This is a genomic window from Chryseobacterium manosquense (assembly GCF_014623485.1).
GTDB classification, from domain to species: domain Bacteria; phylum Bacteroidota; class Bacteroidia; order Flavobacteriales; family Weeksellaceae; genus Kaistella; species Kaistella haifensis.
Window position 1 is genome coordinate 804,658 of sequence record NZ_CP060203.1, and the last position, 25,832, is coordinate 830,489.

The window sequence follows — 25,832 nt, forward strand, 5'->3', positions numbered from 1 at the left end:
TATAACAAAAGTATAGAATCTGACATCTGATATCTAATATCTTTTGTCTAATAAAATAAAAATGAAAAGAAACGACATAAAAACAATTTTAGTAATCGGTTCCGGACCAATCATAATCGGTCAAGCTGCGGAATTTGATTACGCTGGAACTCAGGCTTGCTTGGCTTTGAGAGAAGAAGGTTACAAAGTAATTTTGATCAACTCAAATCCGGCAACCATCATGACCGATGTGGAAATCGCCGATAAAGTTTATATCGAACCGATTTCTCTGCAATTTGTGTCCCACATTATCCGCAAGGAAAGACCGGATGCACTTTTGCCGACTTTGGGTGGACAAACCGGGCTGAATATGGCGGTAGAACTGGAGAAATCCGGCATTCTGGAAGAATGTAAAGTGGAAGTTTTAGGAACCAAACTTTCCGCGATTAATCAGGCGGAAGACAGAGATTTGTTCAGAGAATTAATGAAGGAACTCAACGAACCTGTACCCGAATCCGACATCGTAAACACCGTTCAAGGTGCCCTGGAATTTGCACAAAATATTGGCTATCCGGTAATTGTTCGTCCTGCCTTCACAATGGGAGGCACCGGTGGAGGAATTGCGCATAACGAAGATGAATTAAAGGAAATTACAAGCTTTGGACTGAAATATTCACCCGTAACTCAATGTTTGATCGAGAAATCCATCGCCGGCTTCAAAGAAATCGAATACGAAGTAATGCGCGACAAAAACGACAATGCTATTGTTGTTTGTAATATGGAAAATATCGATCCAGTTGGCATTCATACCGGAGATTCTATCGTGGTGGCTCCTTCGCAAACGCTTTCCGATCGTGAGTATCAAATGCTTCGAAATTCTTCATTGAAAATTATTCGTGCATTAGGGATTGAAGGTGGATGTAACGTGCAGTTGGCTTTGGATCCGAATTCTTTCGATTATTATATTATTGAAGTAAACCCACGGGTTTCGCGTTCATCAGCATTGGCGAGTAAAGCGACCGGTTATCCGATTGCAAAAATTGCTGCAAAAATTGCTGTGGGATTGACTTTAGATGAAATCATGAATCCGGTTACAGGAACCTCTTACGCTTGTTTCGAACCAGCTTTGGATTATGTGGTAACCAAGTTTCCAAGATTTCCTTTCGATAAATTTGAAACCGCTGACCGCCGACTTTCAACCCAAATGAAAGCGACGGGAGAAGTGATGGCAATCGGTAGAAATTTCGAGGAATCTTTGCAAAAAGCAATCCGTTCTTTGGAGACCGGTTTAAGACATATCGGACTTAAAACAAAACAAGCAGAAGCTTTAACCGACGCAGAAATCGAAAGAAGAATCCGCGTTTGTGATGATGAGCGATTGTTCATTATTGGCGATGCTTTACGAAGAGGCTACGATTGGGAAAAAATCGTGGAATGGAGTAAAATCGATAAATTTTTCATCTGGAAAATCAAAAAGTTAATCGATTTTGAAAAAATAATTTCAGAAAATAAATTCGATAAAGAAACATTACTTCAAGCAAAAAAACTTGGATTTTCGGATCTTCATATCGCTCATTTATGGAATTCTAACCAAAAAGAAATTTTTGAATTCAGAAGAAACAATGGCGTAATGCCGGTTTACAAAATGGTAGATACTTGCGCCGCCGAATTCGAAAGTGAAACTCCTTATTTCTATGGAACTTACGAAGAAGAAAACGAAAGCATTCCTTCAAATAAAGAAAAAATCATCGTTCTCGGTTCCGGACCGATCAGAATCGGGCAAGGTGTAGAGTTTGATTACGCCACAGTTCACTCGGTTTGGGCGATTAAAGAATTAGGGTATGAAGCGATTATCATTAATAATAATCCGGAAACCGTTTCCACCGATTTCTCTATTTCCGATAAATTGTATTTCGAACCTTTGACGGAAGAAGATGTCATGAACATCATCGAACTCGAAAAGCCAAAAGGCGTCGTAGTACAGTTTGGCGGACAGACCGCGATTAATTTAGCCGATAAATTAGCAGCGCACGGAGTTCAAATTTTGGGAACTTCGCTGGAAGATTTAGACCGTGCCGAAAACAGAAATAAATTTGAAGCAGCTTTGCAAGAACTTGGAATTCCGCAACCTTTGGGAAAAACTTGTTTTACTAAAGAAGAAGCCTTGGTCATTGCCAATGAAATCGGTTTCCCGGTTTTGGTTCGTCCGAGTTATGTTTTGGGTGGAAGAGCCATGGAAATCGTGTACGACGAGAATGATTTGAACCACTACATGACCAATGCGGTGAAAGAAAACTCTGAACATCCAATTTTGATCGACCGTTATTTAACCGGAAAAGAAGTCGAAGTTGATGCAATTTCTGATGGAGAAACTGTTGTGATACCGGGAATTATGGAGCATATCGAAAGAGCGGGAGTTCACTCCGGAGATTCCATCGCGGTATATCCGCCACAGAATATTTCGCAAAAACAAATCGATACTTTGGTAGATTATACCAAACGTTTGGCGAAAGGACTCAATGTGGTTGGGTTAATGAACATTCAATACGTTTTATATGAAAATGAAGTATTTGTGATAGAAGTTAATCCTCGTTCATCGAGAACGGTACCGTTTTTAAGTAAAATCACCGAAATTCCGATGGCAAATTTGGCAACCAAAGTAATTCTTGGTCAAAAATTAAAAGATTTAGGATTCGAAGACGGTTTAGTTCCGAACAAAGAGGGAATTTTCGTGAAAGTTCCGGTGTTCTCTTTCTCCAAATTAACCAAAGTTGATATTTCTCTCGGCCCTGAAATGAAATCCACCGGAGAAGTGATGGGCAAAGATACCACCCTAGAAAAAGCGCTTTACAAAGGACTCATCGGCGCGGGACGAAAAGTTCCGCTTCATGGAGCTATTTTATTCACCGTTGCCGATAAACATAAGGAAGAAGCTTGCGAAATCGCCCGACGTTTTCAAGAAATAGGTTTCAGAATTTGGGCAACAGAAGGTACAGCAAAATTCTTCGAAGAGAAAGGAGTAATGACCAAAATTGGTTACAAAATCGAAGAAAATCCGGAAATCAATTTGATAGATCTCATTCAAAAGGGAAAAGTTCAGTACATTGTAAATACCATGACTAAAGGAAAACAATCCGAACGTGATGGGTTCCAAATTCGCAGAACGTCCGTTGAAAACGGAGTTCCTTGCCTCACTTCAATGGATACCGTAGAAGCCATCTTGAAAGTCATTGAAAGCATGAGTTTTAAAATGGAGAAAATGTGATTTTGTAAGATGTAAAAATGATAAAAAAGCCGTCTCACAATTGGTGAAAACGGCTTTTTTTTGTTTTATCCCGACCTCTGGATGGAGAGAGATTTTTCGTTTAGACCATACTCAGCTTACCTCATTTGGTTTTGGGAAAATTTTTTTAATCTATTTTTCGAATTGTTTAGGCGCTGGTACCATATTTTTTACAGGTTTTATCGACTTCAAATAAGCAAAAATGCCCCGCACATCTTCATCTTTCATTTCGGAATAATTGAACCACGGCATGGGCGGTAGCAGCGGCCTGCCGTTCTCCATTCCTTTGTATTTTCCTTGGGTAATCGCAGTTTTGAACTGTTCAAAAGTCCAGCTTCCAATTCCGGTTTCATCGGGTGTGAGGTTCGCGGCAAAGGAAATTCCCCATGGTCCGGCAGCGGCGGTCATATCAGGACTCATTTGTGCAAAACCCCTTTTCGCGATTTCCAAATCAAATTCGGGGACGGCATTTTTGCCCTGATAGCCGGAGAGCAGCAGTTCGGTGATTAATTCCGGGCCTTTCGGTCCCATTCTTTTCGGTGTATGGCAATCGTTGCAGCCGGTGATGGTGACGAGGTATTTGCCTTTTTCAACCAGTGAGGCAGAATCCTGTTTTGCAAATGGTTTTTGATCAATATCCGGCTTTTCGGTTTTTTGGCAGGAAGTGGCTGAAAATAAGCCTGCTAGAAGTATATATAGGTGTGGCTTTTTCATAATAATAGGTTTTTAATCAAACAAATCCCGGCTACAATTCCGGGATTTGTTCCTGAAAAATTATAATTGTATGAACTATGATAAATTAAAAATTAAATTGTTTGCTCCAGTTTGCTCCATCTGTTGCAAGATTTATAGTCTCATTTACCTCTTCTTTTCCGTTTTTTTCAATCTTGTAAGATCCCGTGATAGCACCACCGTAGTTGATGATCTGTCCTCCTGCTGCTAAAGCAATTACTTTAAAATTAGTTTCCAGAACGTAGGTTTTGGTACTTCCTGTAAAATTGGTTTCGTTTAGGCCTACACCAATCTGCCCATTTTGTGTTACGCCGTTGATCTTCCAGACCGAGGTACTGGCTGCAGCATCAGACGCTGCTGCGGCTAAACTGACAAAATCATTAGCATCAACACCGTTGAGCGTTATGGTAATTTTATACATATTTCCATCATTGCCGGAACCGTCACCATCATCATCTCTGCTGCACGACGAAATTCCAAACACAAGGCCTAAAGCAATTAGAAGCATCATGCTTCTCAGTACGATTTTTTTGTACATTGTTTTCATAAAATTTTTTATTTAATTGTTATTTTTTTTCTATACGATTTCACATTAAAGAACATTTTTCTGTGCTTCTAAATAGAATTCACCGTTTGTGATACTAACCGTCTGCCCGGTTTCGTAATTTTTTCCAACGAATTCAAAAGTTCCTCTCACTCTATGATCCTTAAATTCGGTTATAACCATGACGAGAAGCAGAAATTAAGACCAATTACCAAGAATAGAATTACATATCTCATAGCTTCAAGGTTACAAGGTCATCTTCCATTTCAGAAATATTTTGGCTGGTGTATACACCTTTAGCTTTTGCATTTATTTTACGCATTAGGTTTTGGGTATCGCCTTTGTGCATAACTGTAATCGTAGATTTCCCACTGCTGTATTTCATTTTAGTTGATGTTACCCCGTCTGTATTTTCTAAAAGGTCATGCAGTTTCTGAAATTTTTCCATCTCCATGCCGGTTATTGTTATAACCGTTTTGTTCTCTCCATTTGCATCAATGATAGAAGCTGTTGAGTTTTCTTTTTTCTTTCCAAGCATTCCTGCTAGTTTTCCTCCTGTTTTTCCTGCTCTGTCTGCTGCGTTTGCAGCTCTGTCCACCTTGTAGGTGGCATTTTCTACCTTTCCGGCAAGCCTGTCTATTTTATCGAAGATACTTTGTGCCTGTGCAGTAAGGGTAAACGTTACTGCTAAAATTGCTGATAATACAAGTTTCTTTTTCATAATAATTGTTGTTTGAATATTGTTAAAATTAGTTTACCATAGTATGATTAGGCAGATATACCTCGCCATTTTCTATCGTCAACACCTGCCCGGGCTGGTTTCAATTTTTTAAAATTTTACATGTTCAATTTTTTATTTTTTCTGTCATTCAAAGTTTCTGCATTTCGAGACACGCTTCAATCAGGAAAAATCTGTATTTTTTTCTACTTGTTTTTAGGTATTTTTTTATAAGTTTTCAATTAATATTTTTGATTAATTTTATTGGAAAATGACAATGATGAGTTTCAGACTGTTTTTATTCTTTTTCTTCCTGATGTCTTTTGCAGCATCGCAGGAGCGGGACAGTCTGGAAACGCTGATCAGAAAAGAAAAAAATGCTGAGAAGCGGGCAGACCTTATGCTTGAACTCGCCGATTATCTGTCGGATGTGGATACTGTGGAAGCAATAGTATACATTAAAAAGGCACAAAAAATAATACCTAAAAACAATAAGGTCCTGCAAGGAAAAGTTTATTTTACTTTCGGTCAACAGTTTTTTGGTGTTGAGCTTAAAAAAGCGCAGAAATTCTATAAAAGAGCAATTAATCTCTTGGAAAATCAGCAGACGAAAGATTCCTATATTTTAATGGCAAGAGCATGGCACAATTATGCAGCCCAGGAGCAGTATCAAGACAATTCGGACATTTTTATTTCCATTATTTTAAACAAATCAATTCCACTTGCCGCAAAAGGAGGAAGGAAAGATTTAGAAGCACAATATCTGAATGCTATAGGTTCCGAAATGTACAACCGCAAACTTTATGAAAAATCCATTTCTTATTTTGATCAGTCGCTTAAAACTATAGAAAAAGAACCGGAAAATTATAATGTTTTAGAGCGTAAAATTGAATTTAATGTGAACGCTGCACAGTCTTATCTCTACCTGAACAACAGTGCAAAAGCAAAAAAATACCTACAAAGTGCAGAAGCGATTATTAGACGCTATCCCCAAAATCCTCTTGCAGTTTCCTTTTATCTTGTAAATGCCAAGTATTTTCAGTTGAACGGGGATTTTGAGAACTCTCTGCGGAACCTCAACAAAGGTTTGGCCGCACCAGCAATTGCACCACAAGATTATTTTGGACTTATTTACCAAAAAGCTTTCAGCCTAAGAAATCTGAACAGGCCCAAAGAAGCACTTGCCGTTTTGCAGACGATGATCAACAGGAAAGACCTTATCTCTACGAAACATGATGCCAGAATCCTGCATAACGAAATGTCCAAAATATATGCAGAATTAAACGATTATAAAAATGCCTATGAGTATCAACTGCAAACCAAATCTTTAAGCGACAGTTTATTGGCTGAGGAAAGAGACTCAAAAGCCTTAATGATGGAAACCAAGTTCCGCACCGCTGAAAAAGAAAAACAGTTGGCGGTGCAGGAGCTTGAAATCAACAAAAAAAACCAATATATGTGGACGTTTATCATCACCACGCTGGTCTTTTTGGGCAGCGGCCTGTATACTTTTTTTTATTACCGCAACAGAAAAAAACTTTCGGAGCAGCGCGAAATCAACCTTCAGCAAAAACTTAAAGAAAAAGAACAGACCGAAGAACTGAAAGTTACAAAAGCCATTCTCGACGGTGAGGAACGCGAGCGCGAGCGCGTAGCCAAAGACCTTCACGACGGGCTTGGCGGGATGCTCGCCGGTGTGAAGATCAACCTCTCAACCTGGAGCAACAACCATCTGGAAGAAAACCAGTACGAAAGCTTCCATAAGATTCTGAACCAGTTGGATTCTTCGGTTTCCGAATTGCGGCGCGTCTCCAGAAACTTGATGCCGGAAAGTTTGCTGAATTTCGGTTTGGAAATCGCACTGAAAGACCTGTGCGAATTTTATATAAAAGACGGACTTTATATTGATTTTCAGCCGATTAATATTCAAAAGGATTTACCGCTGAATCTGCAGGTCAATATTTACAGGATCGTTCAGGAACTTTTAGCCAACGCCGTAAAACACTCCAGCGCTAATAATATTCTGGTGCAGTGTTCGCAAAACGGGAACGAATTTTACATCACCGTCGAAGACAACGGCAAAGGCTTCACTGAAGAGGAAATGAAGAAAGTGAAAAGCCTCGGCCTGAAAAACCTGCAGAACCGGGTAAATTTCCTGAAAGGAAAAATCGAAATACAAACCGCACAAAACCAGGGGACATCAGTTAATATAGAAATCAGTACAAATGTCGCATAACATCAATATCGTTATTGTAGACGATCATCCCATCGTGATTCAAGGTCTGAAAATGATGCTCGAAAATCAAAAATTTTTCCATATTTCCGCTACTTTTAATGATGGTGCCGGAATTCGGAATTTTATTGCGACAAACGAAGCAGATATTGTTTTGCTGGATATTACTTTGCCCGACACCAACGGAATTGAACTCTGCGCAGAAATTAAACGTGCAGCTCCCAAAACATCTGTCATTATGCTGAGCAACCGCTCCGAAAGAAGTATTATCATGCAGTGCATTCAGAACGGAGCAAGCGGTTACCTGCTGAAAAATGCTACCATTGAGGAACTTCATGGCTGCATACGTGGCGCGCTTTCGGGCAACATAGTTTTCTGCAACGAAGTGAAAGAAATCATCAGCAAACCGTGTCAACGTGAGCTTTCGGGTATTCCCCGCCTTACCAAACGGGAAAAGGAGATCCTGAAACTTTTAACCGAAGGAAAAACCAGTATTGCAATAGCTGAAGAACTATTTTTAAGCCCGCTCACCGTTGATACCCACCGCAAAAACATCATCCACAAATTTCAGGTGAAAAATGTCGCCGAGCTCATCAGTGTGGCGAAACAGAATAATATGGTTTGAATTTTTTGGGTTTTTCAAATGCGAATTTTGAATTATCTTTAGCAAAAATAATTTTATGAAAAAACTCCTTATTACAGCCTTGCTCGCCATTTCAGTTTCCGCTTATTCCCAATTTACACTTCCGGCGGCTAGTCCGAGACAGAAAGTTGAGCAACAATTCTCAATGTCGAAAATCACTGTAGATTACGGAAGACCAGGTGTAAAAGGTAGAAAAATCTTTGGAGACCTCGTTCCTTTCGGGAAGGTTTGGCGCGCAGGAGCGAATTCATCAACAAAAATTACCTTTGAACAATCGGTGAATTTTGGTGGAAAAACCGTTTCAGCAGGAACTTACGGATTGTTTGTCATTCCAACTGAAAAAGAATGGAAAGTGATTCTCAATAAAGATTCTCAGCAATGGGGCGCTTACACATTTGACGAAAAACTTAATGTGGTTGATGTAACTGTTCCGGTTCAAAAACTTGCAGAAAAACAAGAGTGGTTCGTTATCGAGCTCAATCCTGTTGATGAAAATGCAGTGAATTTAGTAATGAAATGGGATTTCACCAAAGTGGAACTTCCATTGAAAACGGGGAAGCCAGAAACCGTTTCGAAAATTGTTGAAAAACTAAAAGAAATAAAGCAAATCGAACGCGATGCAGCGAAAAACTAAATTGGAGCGAACTACGGTTCGCTTTTTTTAGGATATTTTTCAGGGTTTTGCGAAGTGTGGAAAAGTCGAGAAATTACAATGGTATTTTTCTCTGCATCAATAAAATAAAAAATGATAAAAGGAAATTTTTTTAAGGGAAATCCACGAAAATCATCAAACCAGATTCGAAAATACGGGTTTTTGGCGATAGAATTTTTAGTGGTTTCAAAGGATTTGAAAAATTGGTAAGCGACTTTTTTATTCGCAAATTCTCTGTAATAAAGATAATGTTCTTCTAAATCATGTTGAGCCTCAGTTGAAATTACAATCTTAAATTCCATATTTGGATTTCATTTCACTTACAAAATTTTCCACGTCGGTGTGCTCTTCTAAAGGACGGTTTTTTATTTTGTGAAGACTATTTTTTTGTTCTTCTGTCAACTCAAAATCCGTTTTTTTTGAATTTTTGTCTTCTAAAATATCTTCCAAATACGCCAAAACACGATCCAAGATTTCCTGCGGCTCGTTTTCTAGCTTTTTATTAATGATATTTAAAGTTGATGAATTCATCGCTGATATTTTTATCAAAATTAATTAAAATTTTCTTAGAAAAATTAATCATCAAAAATACTTGTCAATTTTTCGGTTGCAAAGTTTTCTTTCCGAACCTAAATTTGCTTTAAATTTACAAAATGGAACTTTCTCCCGAAATCATGTACCAAGCTTCACTCAACAAAAACCCCGATTTCGAAGGCGTTTTTTGGATGGGTGTAAAAACCACCGGAATTTTTTGCCGTCCGATTTGTCGCGCCAGAAAACCAAAACCGGAAAATGTAGAGTTTTTTTCCTCTACAAAAGCGGCTATTTTAAAAGGTTACAGACCTTGCAAAGTATGTAAACCGCTCGAAAATCCGGATGAAACTCCGCAATATATTCAGGAGGTTTTAGAAGAATTAAGAGAAAATCCGGCGCAGAAATTTAAAGATTACGATTTGGTAAAACGTGGAATTGAACCGGCAACAATGCGAAGATGGTTTCAGAAAAATCATGGAATGACTTTTCAAGCTTTTCAACGGATGTTTCGATTGAATACAGCTTTTAAAAAATTGCAACAAGGTGAAAATATTATGGAAACAGCTTATGACAGTGGTTTTGAAAGTTTAAGCGGTTTCAGTGAAAGTTTTAAAAATATCTTTGGAGTTTCACCAAAAAATTCAAAAGAACAGAGAATTATCGACCTGAAAAGAATCGAAACGCCGATTGGAACGATGTACGCTGCTGCGGTGGAAGAGGGAATTTGTATGTTGGAATTCACCGACAGAAAATTGCTCGAAACGGAATTCAAAGATCTAGCAAAATCGCTGAATGCGACCATTGTTTTAGGCGAAAATCCACATTTCAAACTTTTAGAGAAAGAATTGAAATTGTATTTTGAAGGCAAGCTCAAAGAGTTTTCTGTTCCGCTAAGTCCTGTTGGAACGGAATTTCAGAAAAGTGTTTGGAAAATTCTGCAACAAATTCCATATGGTGAAACTTGGAATTACCGGAAACAATCCCAAGCGCTGGGCGACGCGAAAAAAGTTCGTGCAGTAGCAAACGCAAATGGGATGAACAAAATTTCCATTCTAATTCCATGTCATCGGGTAATCGGTACTGACGGAACTTTGACTGGTTACGGTGGCGGAATTTGGCGAAAACAAAAGTTGCTGGAACTGGAGAAGGCGATTCTTTTTTAATGAAGTTTAAAGATTTTTATTTAATATTTAATTTTAATTTTGAAAAAAAAATGTCCATGAATTTCTCGATCCAACTGATTTTAGAAAACGAAAATTTCAAATTAATTCCATTAAAAGAAAACGATTTTGAAAGATTATTTGAAGTAGCTTCCGACCCGAAAGTTTGGGAGCAACATCCGAATAAAGACCGCTACAAAAGGGAAGTTTTCGAAAATTTCTTTAAAGGTGCCCTCGAAAGTAAAGGCGCTTTTCTGATTATTGATAAGCAATCGAATGAAGTTTTGGGTTCGACGAGATTTTATGATTTTAATGAAGAAAAAAACTCGATTTTAATTGGTTATACTTTTTACGGAACCAAATCTTGGGGAAAAAACATCAATCCGCAGGTGAAAAAACTGATGTTGGATTATATTTTTCAATTTGTAGAATCGGCGATTTTCCATGTCGGAAAAAACAATATTCGTTCGCAAAAAGCAATGGAGAAACTGGGTGCCAAAAAAATTAGCGAAGAAGAAATTGCCTATTACGGCGAATTACCGAAAATTAATGTGATTTACGAAATCCGAAAATCCGATTGGTAAATTATTTACCGGAGCAATCCTGAAACATTTCAGCACCGAAATAAAAAACGAAAAGCCACGCAATTCCTTTTACCGTAAAGAAGATCAAACCACCAATTCCCACTCGCTTGAACCAAGTTTTAAACTTAGAATTATTGTTGTTTTCAGGTTGCTGATTTTCCATTTTTCTGTTCTTGTTTCAAAAATACTTAAATATTCTTAATCTACAATTGGTTTAAGAAGAATCATTGTGTTCATAATAGGTACAAAATCTTTTATGAAATCGTTGTTTTTTAGATTTTAATGCAAATGATTGGCGGAAATTTTCAGATATGAGCAAAATTCTTATCTTTAAACACAACTCAAATTTAAATTTATGTCCCAAAATAACGATAATTTCGGAATTGAAAAAACACTTAAAAATTTAGGAATATCAACAGAAAATAATGGAGTCTCCACCGGCGGAAATTACTTTTCTAACGGAGATTTTATAGAAAGTCATTCACCAACCGACGGTCAATTGATCGCAAAAGTGAAAACTGCCAACGCTCAGGATTATCAAAAAGTAGTGGAAACTGCAAAAGCGGCTTTTAAGGAATTTCGCATGATTCCAGCGCCGAAAAGGGGAGAATTAGTTCGCCAATTTGGATTGAAACTTCGGGAATATAAAGATGATTTAGGGAAATTGGTTTCTTATGAAATGGGGAAATCTTTGCAGGAAGGCTTGGGTGAAGTTCAGGAAATGATTGATATCTGCGATTTTGCCGTAGGTTTATCGCGACAGCTTCACGGTTTCACGATGCATTCCGAAAGACCTGGACATCGCATGTACGAGCAATATCATCCGCTAGGAATTGTGGGAATTATTTCCGCGTTCAATTTTCCGGTTGCGGTTTGGTCGTGGAACACTGCATTGTCATGGATTTGCGGCAATGTTACCATCTGGAAACCTTCAGAAAAAACACCACTTTGCGGAATCGCTTGTCAGAATATCATCAGCGAAGTTTTAAAAGAAAACAACCTTCCGGTAGGAATTTCTTCAATGATAGTAGGCGATCACGAAATCGGAGATCACTTGGTAAAAGATAAAAATGTAGCATTGGTTTCTTTCACCGGTTCGACAAAAGTTGGAAGAATCGTTGGGAAAAATGTAGCCGAAAGATTCGGGAAATCAATTCTTGAACTGGGCGGTAACAACGCCATCATCATTACCGAAAATGCAGATTTAGACATGTCGGTGATCGGCGCGGTTTTCGGTGCAGTGGGAACTGCCGGACAAAGGTGTACTTCCACGAGACGTTTGATTATCCATGAATCTGTTTATGATGAAGTGAAGAATCGTTTGGTAAAAGCTTACGGACAATTAAAAATCGGAAATCCTTTAGATGAAAACAATCACGTTGGTCCCCTCATCGATCAAGATGCAGTAAATCAATATTTGAATTCCATTGAAAAATGCAAAGCCGAAGGTGGAAAATTTGTTGTTGAAGGCGGAGTTTTAGAAGGAAAAAATTACAAATCAGGATGTTACGTGAGACCGTGCATCGCCGAAGTTGAGAATTCTTATGAAATTGTACAGCACGAAACTTTTGCACCAATTCTTTATTTAATGAAATACAACAATTTGGACGACGCTATCGCAATGCAGAACGACGTTCCACAAGGTTTGAGTTCCGCAATTATGACGCAGAATCTTCGCGAAGCTGAACTTTTCCTTTCTCAATCAGGCTCAGATTGTGGAATTGCTAATGTCAATATCGGAACATCTGGCGCGGAAATCGGTGGTGCCTTCGGTGGTGAAAAAGAAACCGGTGGCGGAAGGGAATCTGGTTCGGATGTATGGAAATATTACATGAGGAGACAAACCAATACGATTAATTATACCACCAATCTTCCTTTAGCACAAGGAATTAAATTTGATTTGTAAGATATTATAAATCACCAATTTAAATAAAATATTAACAGCTTTTTTTCTTTACAATTAAGATAAAGCATTAAATAAAGAAATAAAAATGAACGATACAATTTCTTCTCAACCGCAAACGACCAATAAAGTCAAAGAAATTCTCGGGAAACACCTTTTAGCTGATGGATTCGATTTCGTGATGGACATCGAGAAATCCCACGGAAGCTGGATTCACGATCGAAATACCGGGAAAGAATTCCTAGATATGTTTTCCATGTTCGGCTCGGCTTCGATTGGTTACAACCATCCATATTTAGTAGAAAAATCAGCGTGGCTAGGTAAAATGGCAGTCAACAAACCAACATTGGCCGATGTTTATTCTCAGGAATTTGCAGATTTCATGGAGGTTTTCTCTAGAGTTGTGATTCCGGAAGAATTGCAATATACTTTCTTCATCGAAGGTGGAACAATGGGCGTGGAAAATGCCATGAAAGCTTGCTTCGACTGGAAAACCCGTAAAAATTTCGAAAAAGACATTGATCATGAAGCCGGAATTTGCATCCATTTCAAACAGGCTTTTCATGGAAGAAGTGGTTATACATTGAGTTTAACGAATACTTCTGATCCACGAAAATATCAATATTTTCCTAAATTCGATTGGCCAAGAATTATCAATCCACACTTGAGTTTCCCTATTACAGAGGAAAACTTACAGGAAACCATTAAAAATGAACAACTGGCTTTGCTCAATATTCAGGAAGCGATTTTGGCAAATCCGAATCAGGTAGCATGCATCATCATCGAACCGATTCAGGCAGAAGGTGGCGACCACCATTTCCGCGATGAATTCTTTGTTGGGTTAAGAAATATTTGTGATGAAAATGAAGTACTTTTAATCTTTGACGAAGTACAAACAGGAATCGGAATTACTGGTAAAATGTGGGCTTTCCAACATTTTACAGCGAAACCTGATATTATTTCTTTTGGTAAAAAAACACAAGTTTGTGGCGTTTTGGCAAATAAAGAAAAGTTTGATGAAATTCCGCAAAATGTGTTCAGAGAAAGCTCCAGAATCAATTCAACTTTCGGGGGCAATTTTATTGATATGTTGCGTTTTCAGTTGGTTTTAGAAGTAATTGAACAGGAAAATTTGGTAGAAAATGCCAGACTTGTCGGCGATTATCTTTTGGAAGAACTTCAAAAATTGCAACAACAATTTCCGGATAAAGTTTCGAACGCAAGAGGAAGAGGTTTGATGTGTGCAATTGATTTGACCAACGGTGCTGCTCGCGACAAAATTAGAGAATTATTGTACGAAGATGGTTTAATCATCCTTGCTTGCGGCGATCAGTCGATTCGTTTCCGTCCACATTTGAATGTTTCGAGAGAAGAAATTCAAATTGCAGTCGATAAAATTGCAGCGGCAGTTCAGAAGATTTAGAGCGCTTTTTTCATAAGAATAATCACTTTTTTTTAAATTTAAGAAAAGTTAACATTTAGTTTATTAAATATTTTGTATTTTTAAAATTCAAAATTGAAATGAATAATGATTATGGAAAGAGAAACGAGAGTAAGTGTATTTGAAAGCGAAAATCCTACGGAAATCCAGTTGATAAAATCAAAACTAACTGTGGGAAATGTTACAAGTTTTTTGAACGATAAATATATGTCATTTACTACTACTCCTACAGCGAAAACCATCAGATTAATGGTGAATTTGCAAGATGAGCAAAAAGCATTTGAAATCATTGATGCTTATTTGAAAGAAACGGATTTAGACCTTAATATTAATTTTAAAAACTAAGTTCATATTTTAAATTTTACGTTTTACAGAAATCGGAGTCAAGTTTTTTTGGCTCCGATTTTTTTTATCATTTTCCAACTTTTAATTCTTTTTTGCTTTAGAAATTTGTTCAAATAGAGGCACTTTTTTGAATTGAAGATCGGCCCGGTAAGCAAAATAGAGCGGGTTTTGGTGAATTTTATTTTCCATTGCAAGCAAGAATTACCGTTTTTTTTGAAATGTTGTACTGCAAATTCTGGCTCATTAATCGGTTCATTAGCGCATGGATAAAGATTTCTTAAGGTTGGTCATCAACTAATCTGGAAGGTTCTCTCAAATTTATTTATATTTGTGAAAATTCAGATATTTATGGAGGCCACTTATATAGAAACGCAACAGATTTCTTTTCAGGATTTTAAGAAAAATGTTTTAGAAGATTATAAACTCGGAAGAATTTCTCGCGAAATGTCTTATCTCGGAAGAAGAGAAGTTTTAACTGGAAAAGCAAAATTTGGGATTTTCGGAGACGGAAAAGAGTTGCCACAATTGGCGATGGCAAAAGTTTTCAAAAACGGAGATTTTCGTTCGGGATATTACCGGGATCAGACTTTTTCTTTGGTAATTGGCGCAGTTACGGTAGAAAGCTTTTTCGCACAATTATACGCAGATACGAGTGTTGAACGCGAACCTGCTTCAGCGGGGCGACAAATGAATGGTCATTATGCAACACGAAGTTTAAATGAAGATGGAACATGGAAGAATTTAATGCAACAAAAAAATATTTCATCGGATATTTCGCCTACAGCAGGACAAATGCCAAGATTATTGGGACTTGCACAAGCTTCGAATATATACAAATCGGTGAAATTTGAAGGCTCTGAAAAGTTCTCAGACAACGGAAACGAAATTGCTTTTGGAACCATCGGTGATGCATCCACTGCGGAAGGTCATTTCTGGGAAACTTTGAATGCTGCCTGTGCGCTTCAAGTTCCGATGATTGTTTCTATTTGGGATGATGGTTACGGGATTTCCGTTCCGACTCAAAATCAAAGAGCAAAAGCGGATATTTCCGAAATGCTTTCAGGTTTTCAAAGAAAAGAAGGCGAAAACCAAGGTTGCGAAATTATTCAGGTAAAAGCATGGGATTATGCAGCGCTTCTGGATGCGTATGCAAAGGCGGAACATTTTGCCAGAACTGAAAGTGTTCCTGTAGTTGTACACGTTGTGGAAGTTACTCAGCCTCAAGGACATTCCACTTCCGGATCGCACGAAAGATATAAAAATAAAGAACGTTTGAAATGGGAATCCGAATTCGATGGGCTGGTTCAGTTTAAAGAATGGATTTTAAATTATTCTATCGAAATTGAAGGAAACGAGCAGCCGTTGGCTACAGCAGAAGATTTGGAAATGATAGATTCGGAAGCAAAAAAATTCGTAAAAGACGGTCAGAAGAAAGCGTGGGAAAATTATCAGACCACCATTCAGAACTTGAAGAATGCTGTTTTTCCATTAATTGAAAATTTAAAAACTCAAAATACTGAAATCGAAAATGAGATTGAGAAATTCAAGAAAATCATTTCGGCTTCAAAGAAAGATATTTTTCATTTGGTAAGAAAAACTTTATTGCTAACCAGAGGAAATAATAGCGTTGAAAGAGCAAATCTCCAGGCGAAATACAATGAAATTTATGCCGTAGAAAAAGATAATTATTCGTCTCATCTTTATTCGCAATCTCAGTGGAAAGCAACCAATGTTAAGGAAGTTGCGCCGATTTATTCGGAAAATTCTGAAACCGTAGATGGTAGAGTAGTGGTGAGAAATAATTTCGATAAAATTTTTAGCAAATATCCTGAATCTTTGGTTTTTGGTGAAGATGCCGGAAATATTGGTGACGTGAACCAAGGTTTGGAAGGACTTCAGGAAAAATACGGTGAGGTAAGAATTGCAGATACCGGAATTCGCGAAGCAACCATTTTGGGACAAGGAATCGGGATGGCGATGCGCGGTCTGAGACCGATTGCAGAAATTCAGTATCTTGATTATATTTTGTATTGTTTACAAGGAATGAGCGATGATTTAGCAACGGTTCAGTACCGAACAAAAGGTGGCCAAAAAGCGCCGGTAATCATTAGAACTCGTGGTCACCGTTTGGAAGGAATTTGGCATTCCGGATCGCCAATGGCAGGAATTATCAACCTATCGAAAGGGATTTTGGTTTTGGTTCCAAGAAATTTAACCAAAGCTGCAGGTTTTTATAACACAATGCTTCAAAGCGACGATCCAGCCGTAATTGTGGAGTGTTTAAATGGCTATCGTTTAAAAGAAAAACAACCGGATAATTTAGGAGAATTTACTGTTCCTGTCGGAAAAATTGAAGTAACTAAAGAAGGAAAAGATGTTACCTTGGTGACTTACGGATCTACTTGGAGATTGGTGATGGAAGCAGCAGAAGAGTTGGAGAAAATTGGGATTTCAGCCGAAGTGATTGATGTTCAATCTTTAATTCCTTTCGATTTGGAACATGAAATTGCTGAAAGCGTGAAGAAAACCAACCGATTGGTAGTGATCGATGAAGATGTGGAAGGCGGAACATCAGCATTTATTCTTCAGCAAGTCCTTGAAAAGCAAAAAGCATTCAAGTATTTGGATTCCGAACCCGTAACCATTTCTGCGGAAAACCACCGTCCGCCTTATGCAAGTGATGGCGATTATTTCAGCAAACCAAGTGTGGATGATATGGTAGAAAAAGTATATGGAATGTTCCATGAGAGCAACCCTGCAAAATTTCCTAAAATCTAATTTTACTATTTTCAAATAAACTAAAGCGGGCTTTTGGGCTCGCTTTTTTTGTTTTAATTCCAAAAAAACTTAACGATTTTCTTTTCAATACTTTTTTTTCTGGCTTTTAAGAATGATAATTTCAATGAAACTCTTGCATTCTTAAAAAAGGAAGATAACTCCATCGAAAAATTTCCGTAAATTCGCATAAAATTTTTAAACAATGAACTACGATATTATTGTCATCGGAAGTGGACCCGGTGGTTACGTTACCGCAATCAGAGCGGCACAATTGGGTTTTAAAACTGCCATTATCGAAAAAGAAAACTTGGGTGGGATTTGCTTGAATTGGGGATGTATTCCCACGAAAGCATTGTTGAAATCTGCACACGTTTTCAATTATTTGAAACATGCCGAACAATATGGTTTAAACGCTGTTGAAAGTCCAGGTTTCGATTTTTCTAAAGTCATCGAAAGAAGTAGAGGAGTTGCTAATAAAATGAGTGGTGGAATTTCTTTTTTGATGAAGAAAAACAAGATCGATGTGATCATGGGAACTGCTAAAGTTCAAAAAGGAAAAAAAGTAAGTGTGACCGATAACGACGGGAAAGCAACTGAATATTCTGCGGAACATATTATCATCGCAACCGGAGCAAGATCCAGAGAATTGCCAAATATTCCACAAGATGGGGTAAAAGTAATCGGATACAGACAAGCGCTTTCGCTTCCGCAGCAACCGAAATCAATGATTGTAGTAGGTTCAGGAGCTATCGGAGTAGAATTTGCTGATTTCTATAACACGATGGGAACCAAAGTAACCGTTGTCGAATTTATGCCAAATATTGTTCCTGTTGAGGACGAAGAAGTTTCAAAACATGTTGAAAAATCTTTGAAAAAATCAGGAATTGAAATTATGACCAACGCTTCCGTAGAATCTATCGATACCAGTGGAAACGGAGTGAAAGCAATTGTGAAAACTGCTAGTGGAAATGTTACCCTGGAAGCTGATATGTTATTATCTGCAGTAGGAATTTCTGCAAATATTGAAGGACAAGGATTTGAAGAAGTAGGAATCCAAACCGATAAAGGAAGAGTTTTGGTAAACGAATGGTACGAAACTTCAGTTCCGGGATATTACGCGATTGGAGACATTCTTCCAACTCAAGCTTTGGCACACGTTGCATCTGCGGAAGGAATTACTTGTGTAGAAAAAATCAAAGGTCTTCATGTAGAAAAGATCGATTATGGCAATATTCCTGGTTGTACTTACTGTCATCCGGAAATCGCTTCTGTAGGCTTAACTGAAAAACAAGCGAAAGAAAAAGGTTACGAAATCAAAGTAGGAAAATTCCCTTTCTCAGCATCCGGAAAAGCAACAGCAAACGGCGATACTGATGGTTTCATCAAAGTAATTTTTGATGCGAAATATGGCGAATGGCTAGGTTGTCACATGGTAGGCGATGGCGTTACTGATATGATTGCTGAAGCAGTAGTGGCGCGTAAATTGGAAACTACCGGACACGAAATTTTAAAATCTATTCACCCGCATCCAACAATTTCTGAAGCGGTAATGGAAGCCGTTGCAGCAGCGTATGGCGAAGTGATTCATATCTAATAATTAGCAGAATTTTAATAAAAACCACGTCTTTTGGATGTGGTTTTATTATTTTTAAATTAAAATTTTTATCGTGAAAGAACATCAACTAGGATTGGTACTTTCCGGAGGCGGAACCAAAGGAATTGCTCATGCTGGAGTTTTAAAATTTTTAATAGAGAAAAACATCCAGCCAGATATTTTAGCTTGTTGCAGCGCGGGTTCTATCGTTGGAAGTCTTCATGCAATTGGGAAATCTCCCGAAGAAATACTGGATTTTTTCAAGTCGGTTTATTTCTTTCATTGGAAACATTTTACATTTAATAAACCGGGGTTGGTATCATCGACAATCTTTTCTACTTATCTGAATCCTATTTTTAAACAAATGACCATAGGAGATCTAGAAATTGAACTTAAAATTATCGCAACAGAACTGGTATCCGGTGATCAGAAAATATTCAACAGTACAGACAAAATAGTGGATGCAGTAATTGCTTCTTGCTCTATTCCCGGGATTACAACTCCTTATATTGTTGGAAACGAAATGTTCAGCGATGGAGGTGTTTTGAATAATTTCCCTGCGGATATTATCCAAAATGACTGTAAAAAATTAATCGGTGTTTATGTTTCTTTACCTCAGGATGTGGAAGTTGCGAATCTGAATTCTATAAAAGCTGTTACTACACGGGCTTACGAATTGCTGTCACATCGGACGGAAATTCATAAATTTTCATATTGTGATTGGATCATTAGTTCTAAAAAACTTTCACAGTATGGAACTTTCGAGAAAAAAACGCATCGTTTGGAAGAGATTTTTCAAATTGGTTATGATGCGGCTAAAGATTCTTTCGAGAATGTACATTTCTAGAAAAAATACTTCCAATAAATCAAAATTCCCACAAATACCGAAGCGATTGCCATTAATAAAACAGTTCCTGCAGCGCTATCTTTGATGATTTTTATTCTATCATCAAATCCTGGTTGAATGATGTCGCAAACTTTTTCGATGCATGTATTGATGATTTCTAAACTTAAAACCGCAAAACAAACTATTAAAATAAGCGCCGTATCGATGGCTGACAAGCGAAGATAAACAATCAGGAAAAGGTTGACCAACAGCGCGAAAATTTCAATTTGGAAATTTCTTTCTGATTTCAGCATCCAAATCACGCCTTTTACCGAGTTCCACAAACTTTTATGAAATGCAGGTTTTCTCATTACCAATTTTTATCGATCATGTAAATTAATTGTCCCATTACTACTGCTCCCAAATGCAGTTCACGATGATTTACCTTGTCAAAAGTGTCTTCTTCGGAATGGTGAATTTCAAAATATCGCTGGGAATCCGTAACCAGTTCAGGGGATCCGCTCAATCGATGACCAATATTTTTTGTTAAATCTCTCAGATTTTCGTAGGCAAGTCCATTGGTTAAAATTTCGTCGGAAATATTTTTGAATTGAATAGAATCCGCTTGGTGCTGAGAAAATAAAATTCCGCCCAAAAAGAGCGGAAGTATGGTGATTAATTTGGCTGTCATAGATTGCTAATTTGAAACCAAATTTAAACAAATTTATTGAGAAAAAAATTACTGTTTCATGTCGTACATTAGCAAAGCAGTAACGAGTTTTGGTTCAATATAAGTGCATTTTGGAGGCATTTTGATGTTTTTGTCCGAAACTTTCAGCAAATCGTTGAAGCTTACCGGATAAATTCCAAATCCGACCTTATATTTTCCGGAGTCTACTTTTTCTTTAATTAAATTAATTCCTTCAATGCTCGAATTTCCTTTGCTGTAAGTGATTTTATCGGTGGTTTTCGGGTTTTCAATTCCCAAAATATCTTTTAGGATATATTCTTCCAAAAGGAAATGATCCAAATCATTGAAATCGCTTTGTTGCTTTCTCAACTCATGTTTTACGTGAAGAGAATAAAATTTACCACCCAAATACATTGAAATATGGAATTTCTGCGAAGGATAGTACGGAGTTGCCCCTTTTTCATGAATAAGGAAGTTTTCTTCAATTTTCTTTAAAAATTCGGTTTCCGATAAGCCATTCAAATCTTCTAAAAGTCTGTTGTAATCATGAATTTTAATGGATTGATTGGAAACTAAAAAACTGAAAACATAGTTGTAATGCTCGGTTCCGTTGTGTTTTTTGTTTTTCTTCTGTTGGTTCTGAGCATTCAAAGCAGTAGATCCAATTCGGTGATGTCCATCGGCTATATAAAAAGAATCGATTTGTTCCAAAACTTCCTTGTACTGCATCATTTTCAATCGGTTATCGATTCGCCAAACTTTATGGCGAGTTCCGTTATCCGAGACATAATTGATAATTGGAACATTTTTTTCCTCATGGTTCATGAGCAATTCAATTTTCGGATTAGCCAAATAGGTCAAAAGAACCGGCTCTGCCTGTAGATTAACTTTTTCTAAATAATAGGCGAGTTTTTCTTTTCTTTGGGTGATGGTGGATTCATGTTTTTTGATTTTACCATTTCGGAAATCTTCTACACTTACCAAACCCATAAGTCCACGAAATATCGATTTATTGGGCAAAACCTGCTCATAAAGATAATAGGAAGAATTGTCTTGAACAAGTTTCTTATCATCGAGCAATTCCTCGAAATTCGTTCGTATTTTCCGCAAATTTCGGTCGATATCTTTGGATTTACTTACGACATAAGGCTTAATCATTTGTATATAGGAGGAATCTTCCTGCGCCTTTTTGTTAATTTCCTCTTGCGTGAAACTATCTAAAGGGTGAGTAGGGAATTTGTCAACATAATCTTCGCTTGGTCTTATTCCCCGAAATGGCTTGAATATAGGCATTTTTATCTATAATTTCGTTTTAATATCTATGATTTGCATGGCAAGTTCAGCACCGATTTTTTCCTGGGCATCCAGTGTATTTCCACCTAAATGTGGGGAAAGTGAAAGGTTAGGATTCATCAGCAACTGCAATTCCGGTGTTGGTTCGTTTTCGAAAACATCCAGTGCGGCACCTGCAACTTTTCCGGATTCTATATAATCGAGTAGGGCAACCTCATTGATTACGCCACCTCTTGCAGTATTTACAATAAATACGCCATCTTTCATTTTCTCGAATTGAGGCGTGTCGATGATGTATTCGTTGGTTTTTGGAGTGTTGATGCTGATAAAATCGGTGTCTTTTAAAAATTCATCAAAATTATTGGTAGATGTAATTTCAAAGTTCAGTTTTTGACCATCAAAAAATTCTAAAGAAATGGTTTCGGTTTTAGGTTTTCTGGTGAGAACTTTCACTTTCATTCCTAAAGAAATCCCCATTTTCACTACTTCTTTACCAATTCCACCAAAACCGATGACACCTAAAGTTTTCCCTTCTAATTCAATCGCTTTGGAGAACGATTTTTTCATCGCATTAAAGTGCGTATCTCCTTCTAATGGCATCAATCTGTTGGATTCGTGGAGAAATCTTGCTAATGAAAAGAAATGCGCAAATACAATTTCGGCAACGGATCTTGAAGAAGCGTTTGGGGTGTTGATGACGAATAAACCTTTTTCAATCGCATATTCCACATCGATATTATCCATTCCTACACCGCCTCTTCCGATGATTTTTAGGGAAGGACAATCATCGATTAATTCCTGTGGAACTTGGGTAGCGCTTCTTACTAAAAGAACATCTATTTGGTTTTCGTTGATGAAATTAGCGAGGTGTTCTTGGGAAACTTTGGCTTCCACAAACTCAATACCGGCGCTAGTTAAAGCGTTAATTCCGGATTCTGACAGACCATCGTTGGCTAATACTTTCATAAAAGTTTTATAAGTAAATTAATGATGATAATTGGTAATTGATTAAAAGTTTTTCATGACATCCACCAAAACCTGAACGCTTTCGAGAGGCAATGCATTGTATAAACTTGCGCGGTATCCACCGATGCTTCTGTGTCCGTTCAAACCACTGATTCCTGCAGCTTTCCAAGCATTATCGAAGGCTTCTTTTTTGGATTCATCCAACAATCTGAAAGAAACATTCATCAAAGAACGATCTTCTTTTTTGCAGAAAGTTTCGAAAAGCGGATTGCGGTCGATTTCTTCATACAGGAGTTTTGCTTTGGCTTGGTTTCTAGCTTCTGCTGCTGCAATTCCGCCATTGTTTTCTAAATGTTGCAAGGTGAGAAGTGAGGCATAAACCGGGAATACAGGAGGTGTATTGTACATGGATTCCTTAGCGATATGCTGAGAATAATCGAGGATTGAAGGGATATCGCGACCTGATTTGCCTAAAATTTCTTTCTTCACTACTACTAAAGTAACTCCCGCGGGACCCATATTTTTCTGAGCTCCGGCATAGATTAAATCAAATTGAGAAAAATCCAATTCGCGGGAAAAAATATCAGAACTCATATCACAAACCATCAAAGTATCAACTTTAGGAAAAGATTTCATCTGGGTTCCGTAAATGGTATTATTGGATGTGCAGTGGAAATAATCGTATTCGCTTCCAACCGTGTAATCTTTCGGAACATAGCTGTAATTATCTTCTTTTGATGAACCCACAACATCTACTGAACCGAATTTTTTCGCCTCCTTAATAGCTCCTGCAGCCCAAACTCCGGTATCGAGATAAGCGGCTTTTCCGTTTTCGGACTTCATCAAATTGAAAGGAACCATCACAAATTGCAAACTCGCTCCTCCACCCAAATATAGCACTTCATAATCATCATTCAAATTCATTAACCGCTTTACGATGGCTCTGGCTTCATCCATTACTGCTACAAAATCTTTACTTCTGTGGGAAATTTCGAGAAGAGAAAGGCCGATTCCGTTGAAATCCAAAATGGCTTGAGCAGATTTTTCGAAAACGTCTTGCGGAAGAATACATGGACCTGCGCTGAAATTGTGTTTTTTATTCATTTTTACTTTTTATTTTAAGAGATTTGAAAAGATTGCAGCAAACTGCAGAGATGATTTTTGAGAGAAATATCTAAAAAAAAAGCCCACAAAAAGTGAGCGGAAACGTTTTATTCCCCATGCAGGAATGCTTTTTTCTGAAGTAAGCTTTCTTCGGATTCTACATGTTCATCATCGGGAACACAGCAGTCTACAGGACAAACTGCAGCACATTGTGGCTCTTCGTGGAAGCCTTTACATTCAGTACATTTATCTGGAACGATGTAGTACACATCATCGCTTAAGGGTTCTTGAGGAGCGTCTGCATCGATGATTAAACCAGATTTCAAAACAACTCTTCCTTTGAGGGAGGTTCCGTCGGAAGCTTTCCAATCTACAGCGCCTTCGTAGATCGCATTATTAGGACATTCCGGTTCACAAGCTCCACAATTGATACATTCATCTGTTATTTTGATAGCCATTGCTATTTTATATTTTAAATTTCCACAAAGATAAAAAATTTTCTCTGTATTGTCCCGATTTTGGTTCAATAAGTGATGGCAGGGAACTAATTTTTTTTCTTACTTAAACTAAAGTCTTTAAACAAAATGTGATGAAGAGTTTTTTGATTTATTTTAGCTACGAGTCGCTGGAAAATAGCGCAATCATTGCAGTTCTTTTGGAAAAAATTAATTCTCCGATCAATCATTTTAGTTTTTCGTTTTCTAATATTCGCATTACAGCTTTTTCCTCTGATATTAATCCCGAAATTCCATCATTGATCTCTATTTGGTCTAGTTCTTCTAAATATTTTTTGATGGAATTGTTTTCGTACACATTTACGATCAGCGGGTGAACATAATATTTTCTGCAAACAGTTGCTGTATTTCCCAAGTGGGAAGCAACATTTTCTAATGCTGTTTTTACTTTTGATTTTACTTCTTTCTCATTTTCAGCCAGACCTATTTCTTTAAAAGCGATAAAAGCATTAACCGTACCGCTCCACGTTCGGAAGTCTTTTGCGGTAAAATCTTCGCCACTTATTTCCTTTATGTATTCATTTACCATTCCACTGTCAATGGTATATCGTTGTTTGTTCTCATCATAATACTGGAAAAGTTCTTTGCCGGGAATGTCTCTGCATGCTAAAACTGTGTTGGCAAGTTTCTTAATCCGCAAACTGATGTCATGATACACTCCTTTTTTCCCTTTAAATGAAAAACTGATTTTTTCGCCTTTGATATCGACATGTTTATCTTTTAGGGTTGTCAATCCAAAAGAGCCATATAATTTTTCGTAAACATTATTTCCGATTCGGATATTTGTCCTTTCCATTAAACTTACGATTAGTGCTAAAACTTTTCTCTTTTCTAAAGTTCGCAATGCTAAATCTTTTTCTAACTGCAGCCTAATTTTTGGTAAGGCGTTACCAAACTGCAACATCCTATAAAACTTTGTGTGATTGCGCAATGCATTCCAAAGCGGATGATATCGATATTGCTTCCGTTTCTTTCCATCTACACCGGTAGCTTGTAGATGACCATTTTCCAATGCGCAAATCCAAACATTTTCCCAGGCAGATTTTCCATAAGGCATACCTACTCCAAATCTTTCGTTTCGTTCAAATACAAAAATCTTTTTGAGTTGAACTTTATTTTCATAAATATGTTTCAGCATAAAAAGTGCTGCAGGTCCGCCACCAATCAATGATATGGTTGAACTTTGGATAGAATTATTTTCCAATGAGTAATTTTAAAATTATTATTGAAAGATATATATAGACAAATAAATAAAAAACATATCCTCAAATTATAATTTTACCAAAAGAGGTTTCAATTTATATTTAAGGATAT

At 37.4% G+C, this 25,832-nt stretch carries 25 protein-coding genes; 12 read left to right on the forward strand and 13 right to left on the reverse strand.

Annotation, left to right across the window (positions count from 1 at the left end):
- The first annotated feature begins 61 nt into the window (after positions 1–61).
- A complete protein-coding gene (gene carB / locus H0S70_RS03705; RefSeq protein ID WP_188321745.1) occupies positions 62–3,244 on the forward strand; it encodes a carbamoyl-phosphate synthase large subunit in 3,183 nt (1,060 codons plus the stop codon).
- Positions 3,245–3,394: 150 nt separating this feature from the next.
- On the opposite strand, the gene H0S70_RS03710 is transcribed toward carB, so the two are convergent.
- The 3 genes from H0S70_RS03710 to H0S70_RS03720 all read right to left on the reverse strand — a co-directional run bounded on the left by H0S70_RS03710 (position 3,395) and on the right by H0S70_RS03720 (position 5,259).
- The gene (locus H0S70_RS03710; RefSeq protein ID WP_188321746.1) at positions 3,395–3,976 is read right to left on the reverse strand and encodes a c-type cytochrome; all 582 of its coding nucleotides are present in this window, start codon (positions 3,974–3,976) and stop codon (positions 3,395–3,397) included.
- A gap of 85 nt (positions 3,977–4,061) precedes the next feature.
- A complete protein-coding gene (locus tag H0S70_RS03715; RefSeq protein ID WP_188321747.1) occupies positions 4,062–4,541 on the reverse strand; it encodes a hypothetical protein in 480 nt (159 codons plus the stop codon).
- Between the two features lie 229 nt (positions 4,542–4,770).
- Positions 4,771–5,259 (reverse strand): hypothetical protein, encoded by a 489-nt coding sequence (locus H0S70_RS03720; RefSeq protein WP_188321748.1) that lies wholly within the window; start codon positions 5,257–5,259, stop codon positions 4,771–4,773.
- A gap of 274 nt (positions 5,260–5,533) precedes the next feature.
- Between H0S70_RS03720 and H0S70_RS03725 the strand changes: the two genes are divergently transcribed.
- From H0S70_RS03725 to H0S70_RS03735, 3 genes are read left to right on the forward strand one after another with little or no spacing between them, the layout of a single operon-like run.
- The gene (locus H0S70_RS03725) at positions 5,534–7,492 is read left to right on the forward strand and encodes a tetratricopeptide repeat-containing sensor histidine kinase (protein WP_188321749.1); all 1,959 of its coding nucleotides are present in this window, start codon (positions 5,534–5,536) and stop codon (positions 7,490–7,492) included.
- Positions 7,482–8,114, forward strand: a complete 633-nt coding sequence (locus H0S70_RS03730; protein WP_188321750.1) for a response regulator — start codon at positions 7,482–7,484, stop codon at positions 8,112–8,114. The genes H0S70_RS03725 and H0S70_RS03730 overlap by 11 nt, the downstream gene beginning before the upstream one ends.
- 55 nt (positions 8,115–8,169) lie before the next feature.
- The gene (locus H0S70_RS03735) at positions 8,170–8,766 is read left to right on the forward strand and encodes a DUF2911 domain-containing protein (RefSeq protein ID WP_188321751.1); all 597 of its coding nucleotides are present in this window, start codon (positions 8,170–8,172) and stop codon (positions 8,764–8,766) included.
- Positions 8,767–8,777: 11 nt separating this feature from the next.
- Here H0S70_RS03735 and H0S70_RS03740 read toward each other — a convergent pair whose 3' ends face one another.
- A complete protein-coding gene (locus H0S70_RS03740) occupies positions 8,778–9,086 on the reverse strand; it encodes a type II toxin-antitoxin system RelE/ParE family toxin (RefSeq protein ID WP_188321752.1) in 309 nt (102 codons plus the stop codon).
- Positions 9,076–9,315 (reverse strand): hypothetical protein, encoded by a 240-nt coding sequence (locus H0S70_RS03745; protein WP_088264876.1) that lies wholly within the window; start codon positions 9,313–9,315, stop codon positions 9,076–9,078. The genes H0S70_RS03740 and H0S70_RS03745 overlap by 11 nt, the downstream gene beginning before the upstream one ends.
- A 122-nt stretch (positions 9,316–9,437) precedes the next feature.
- Here H0S70_RS03745 and H0S70_RS14575 point away from each other — a divergent pair, with 122 nt between their 5' ends.
- Together H0S70_RS14575 and H0S70_RS03755 are read left to right on the forward strand one after the other, a co-directional pair.
- Positions 9,438–10,481 carry a bifunctional transcriptional activator/DNA repair enzyme AdaA gene (locus H0S70_RS14575; protein WP_188321753.1) on the forward strand — a complete coding sequence of 348 codons (1,044 nt, stop codon included), beginning with the start codon at positions 9,438–9,440 and terminating at the stop codon, positions 10,479–10,481.
- Positions 10,482–10,537: 56 nt separating this feature from the next.
- A complete protein-coding gene (locus H0S70_RS03755) occupies positions 10,538–11,062 on the forward strand; it encodes a GNAT family N-acetyltransferase (RefSeq protein WP_188321754.1) in 525 nt (174 codons plus the stop codon).
- 1 nt (position 11,063) lies between these two features.
- On the opposite strand, the gene H0S70_RS03760 is transcribed toward H0S70_RS03755, so the two are convergent.
- Positions 11,064–11,225 carry a hypothetical protein gene (locus H0S70_RS03760; RefSeq protein WP_169711629.1) on the reverse strand — a complete coding sequence of 54 codons (162 nt, stop codon included), beginning with the start codon at positions 11,223–11,225 and terminating at the stop codon, positions 11,064–11,066.
- A 192-nt stretch (positions 11,226–11,417) separates the two neighbouring features.
- Here H0S70_RS03760 and amaB point away from each other — a divergent pair, with 192 nt between their 5' ends.
- The 6 genes from amaB (at position 11,418) to H0S70_RS03790 (ending at position 19,970) form a co-directional block, all read left to right on the forward strand.
- Positions 11,418–12,968 (forward strand): L-piperidine-6-carboxylate dehydrogenase, encoded by a 1,551-nt coding sequence (gene amaB / locus H0S70_RS03765; protein ID WP_188321755.1) that lies wholly within the window; start codon positions 11,418–11,420, stop codon positions 12,966–12,968.
- Positions 12,969–13,053: 85 nt separating this feature from the next.
- A complete protein-coding gene (lat, locus tag H0S70_RS03770; RefSeq protein ID WP_188321756.1) occupies positions 13,054–14,388 on the forward strand; it encodes an L-lysine 6-transaminase in 1,335 nt (444 codons plus the stop codon).
- A gap of 111 nt (positions 14,389–14,499) precedes the next feature.
- Positions 14,500–14,751 carry a putative signal transducing protein gene (locus H0S70_RS03775; RefSeq protein WP_123247611.1) on the forward strand — a complete coding sequence of 84 codons (252 nt, stop codon included), beginning with the start codon at positions 14,500–14,502 and terminating at the stop codon, positions 14,749–14,751.
- A 348-nt stretch (positions 14,752–15,099) separates the two neighbouring features.
- Positions 15,100–17,529, forward strand: a complete 2,430-nt coding sequence (locus H0S70_RS03780; RefSeq protein WP_188321757.1) for an alpha-ketoacid dehydrogenase subunit alpha/beta — start codon at positions 15,100–15,102, stop codon at positions 17,527–17,529.
- A gap of 202 nt (positions 17,530–17,731) precedes the next feature.
- Positions 17,732–19,123: a dihydrolipoyl dehydrogenase gene (gene lpdA, locus H0S70_RS03785; RefSeq protein ID WP_188321758.1), complete on the forward strand. Its 1,392-nt coding sequence runs from the start codon at positions 17,732–17,734 to the stop codon at positions 19,121–19,123.
- A 73-nt stretch (positions 19,124–19,196) separates the two neighbouring features.
- Positions 19,197–19,970 carry a patatin-like phospholipase family protein gene (locus H0S70_RS03790; RefSeq protein ID WP_084186043.1) on the forward strand — a complete coding sequence of 258 codons (774 nt, stop codon included), beginning with the start codon at positions 19,197–19,199 and terminating at the stop codon, positions 19,968–19,970.
- Here the strand turns inward: H0S70_RS03790 and H0S70_RS03795 are convergent.
- From H0S70_RS03795 to H0S70_RS03825, 7 genes are all read right to left on the reverse strand, one after another.
- The gene (locus H0S70_RS03795; RefSeq protein ID WP_188321759.1) at positions 19,967–20,320 is read right to left on the reverse strand and encodes a diacylglycerol kinase family protein; all 354 of its coding nucleotides are present in this window, start codon (positions 20,318–20,320) and stop codon (positions 19,967–19,969) included. The two genes, H0S70_RS03790 and H0S70_RS03795, sit on opposite strands and share 4 nt — an antisense overlap.
- Positions 20,320–20,640 (reverse strand): hypothetical protein, encoded by a 321-nt coding sequence (locus H0S70_RS14600; RefSeq protein ID WP_394367307.1) that lies wholly within the window; start codon positions 20,638–20,640, stop codon positions 20,320–20,322. The genes H0S70_RS03795 and H0S70_RS14600 overlap by 1 nt, the downstream gene beginning before the upstream one ends.
- A gap of 48 nt (positions 20,641–20,688) precedes the next feature.
- Positions 20,689–21,933 (reverse strand): DUF1015 domain-containing protein, encoded by a 1,245-nt coding sequence (locus tag H0S70_RS03805; protein ID WP_188321760.1) that lies wholly within the window; start codon positions 21,931–21,933, stop codon positions 20,689–20,691.
- Positions 21,934–21,939: 6 nt separating this feature from the next.
- The gene (locus tag H0S70_RS03810) at positions 21,940–22,899 is read right to left on the reverse strand and encodes a D-2-hydroxyacid dehydrogenase (RefSeq protein ID WP_188321761.1); all 960 of its coding nucleotides are present in this window, start codon (positions 22,897–22,899) and stop codon (positions 21,940–21,942) included.
- Between the two features lie 42 nt (positions 22,900–22,941).
- The gene (serC, locus tag H0S70_RS03815) at positions 22,942–24,003 is read right to left on the reverse strand and encodes a 3-phosphoserine/phosphohydroxythreonine transaminase (protein WP_188321762.1); all 1,062 of its coding nucleotides are present in this window, start codon (positions 24,001–24,003) and stop codon (positions 22,942–22,944) included.
- A gap of 107 nt (positions 24,004–24,110) precedes the next feature.
- Positions 24,111–24,461 carry a 4Fe-4S dicluster domain-containing protein gene (locus tag H0S70_RS03820; RefSeq protein ID WP_123904793.1) on the reverse strand — a complete coding sequence of 117 codons (351 nt, stop codon included), beginning with the start codon at positions 24,459–24,461 and terminating at the stop codon, positions 24,111–24,113.
- A 223-nt stretch (positions 24,462–24,684) separates the two neighbouring features.
- On the reverse strand, positions 24,685–25,722 hold the full coding sequence (locus H0S70_RS03825) for a DNA topoisomerase IB (RefSeq protein WP_228453781.1): 1,038 nt from the start codon (positions 25,720–25,722) through the stop codon (positions 24,685–24,687).
- Positions 25,723–25,832: the final 110 nt, after the last annotated feature.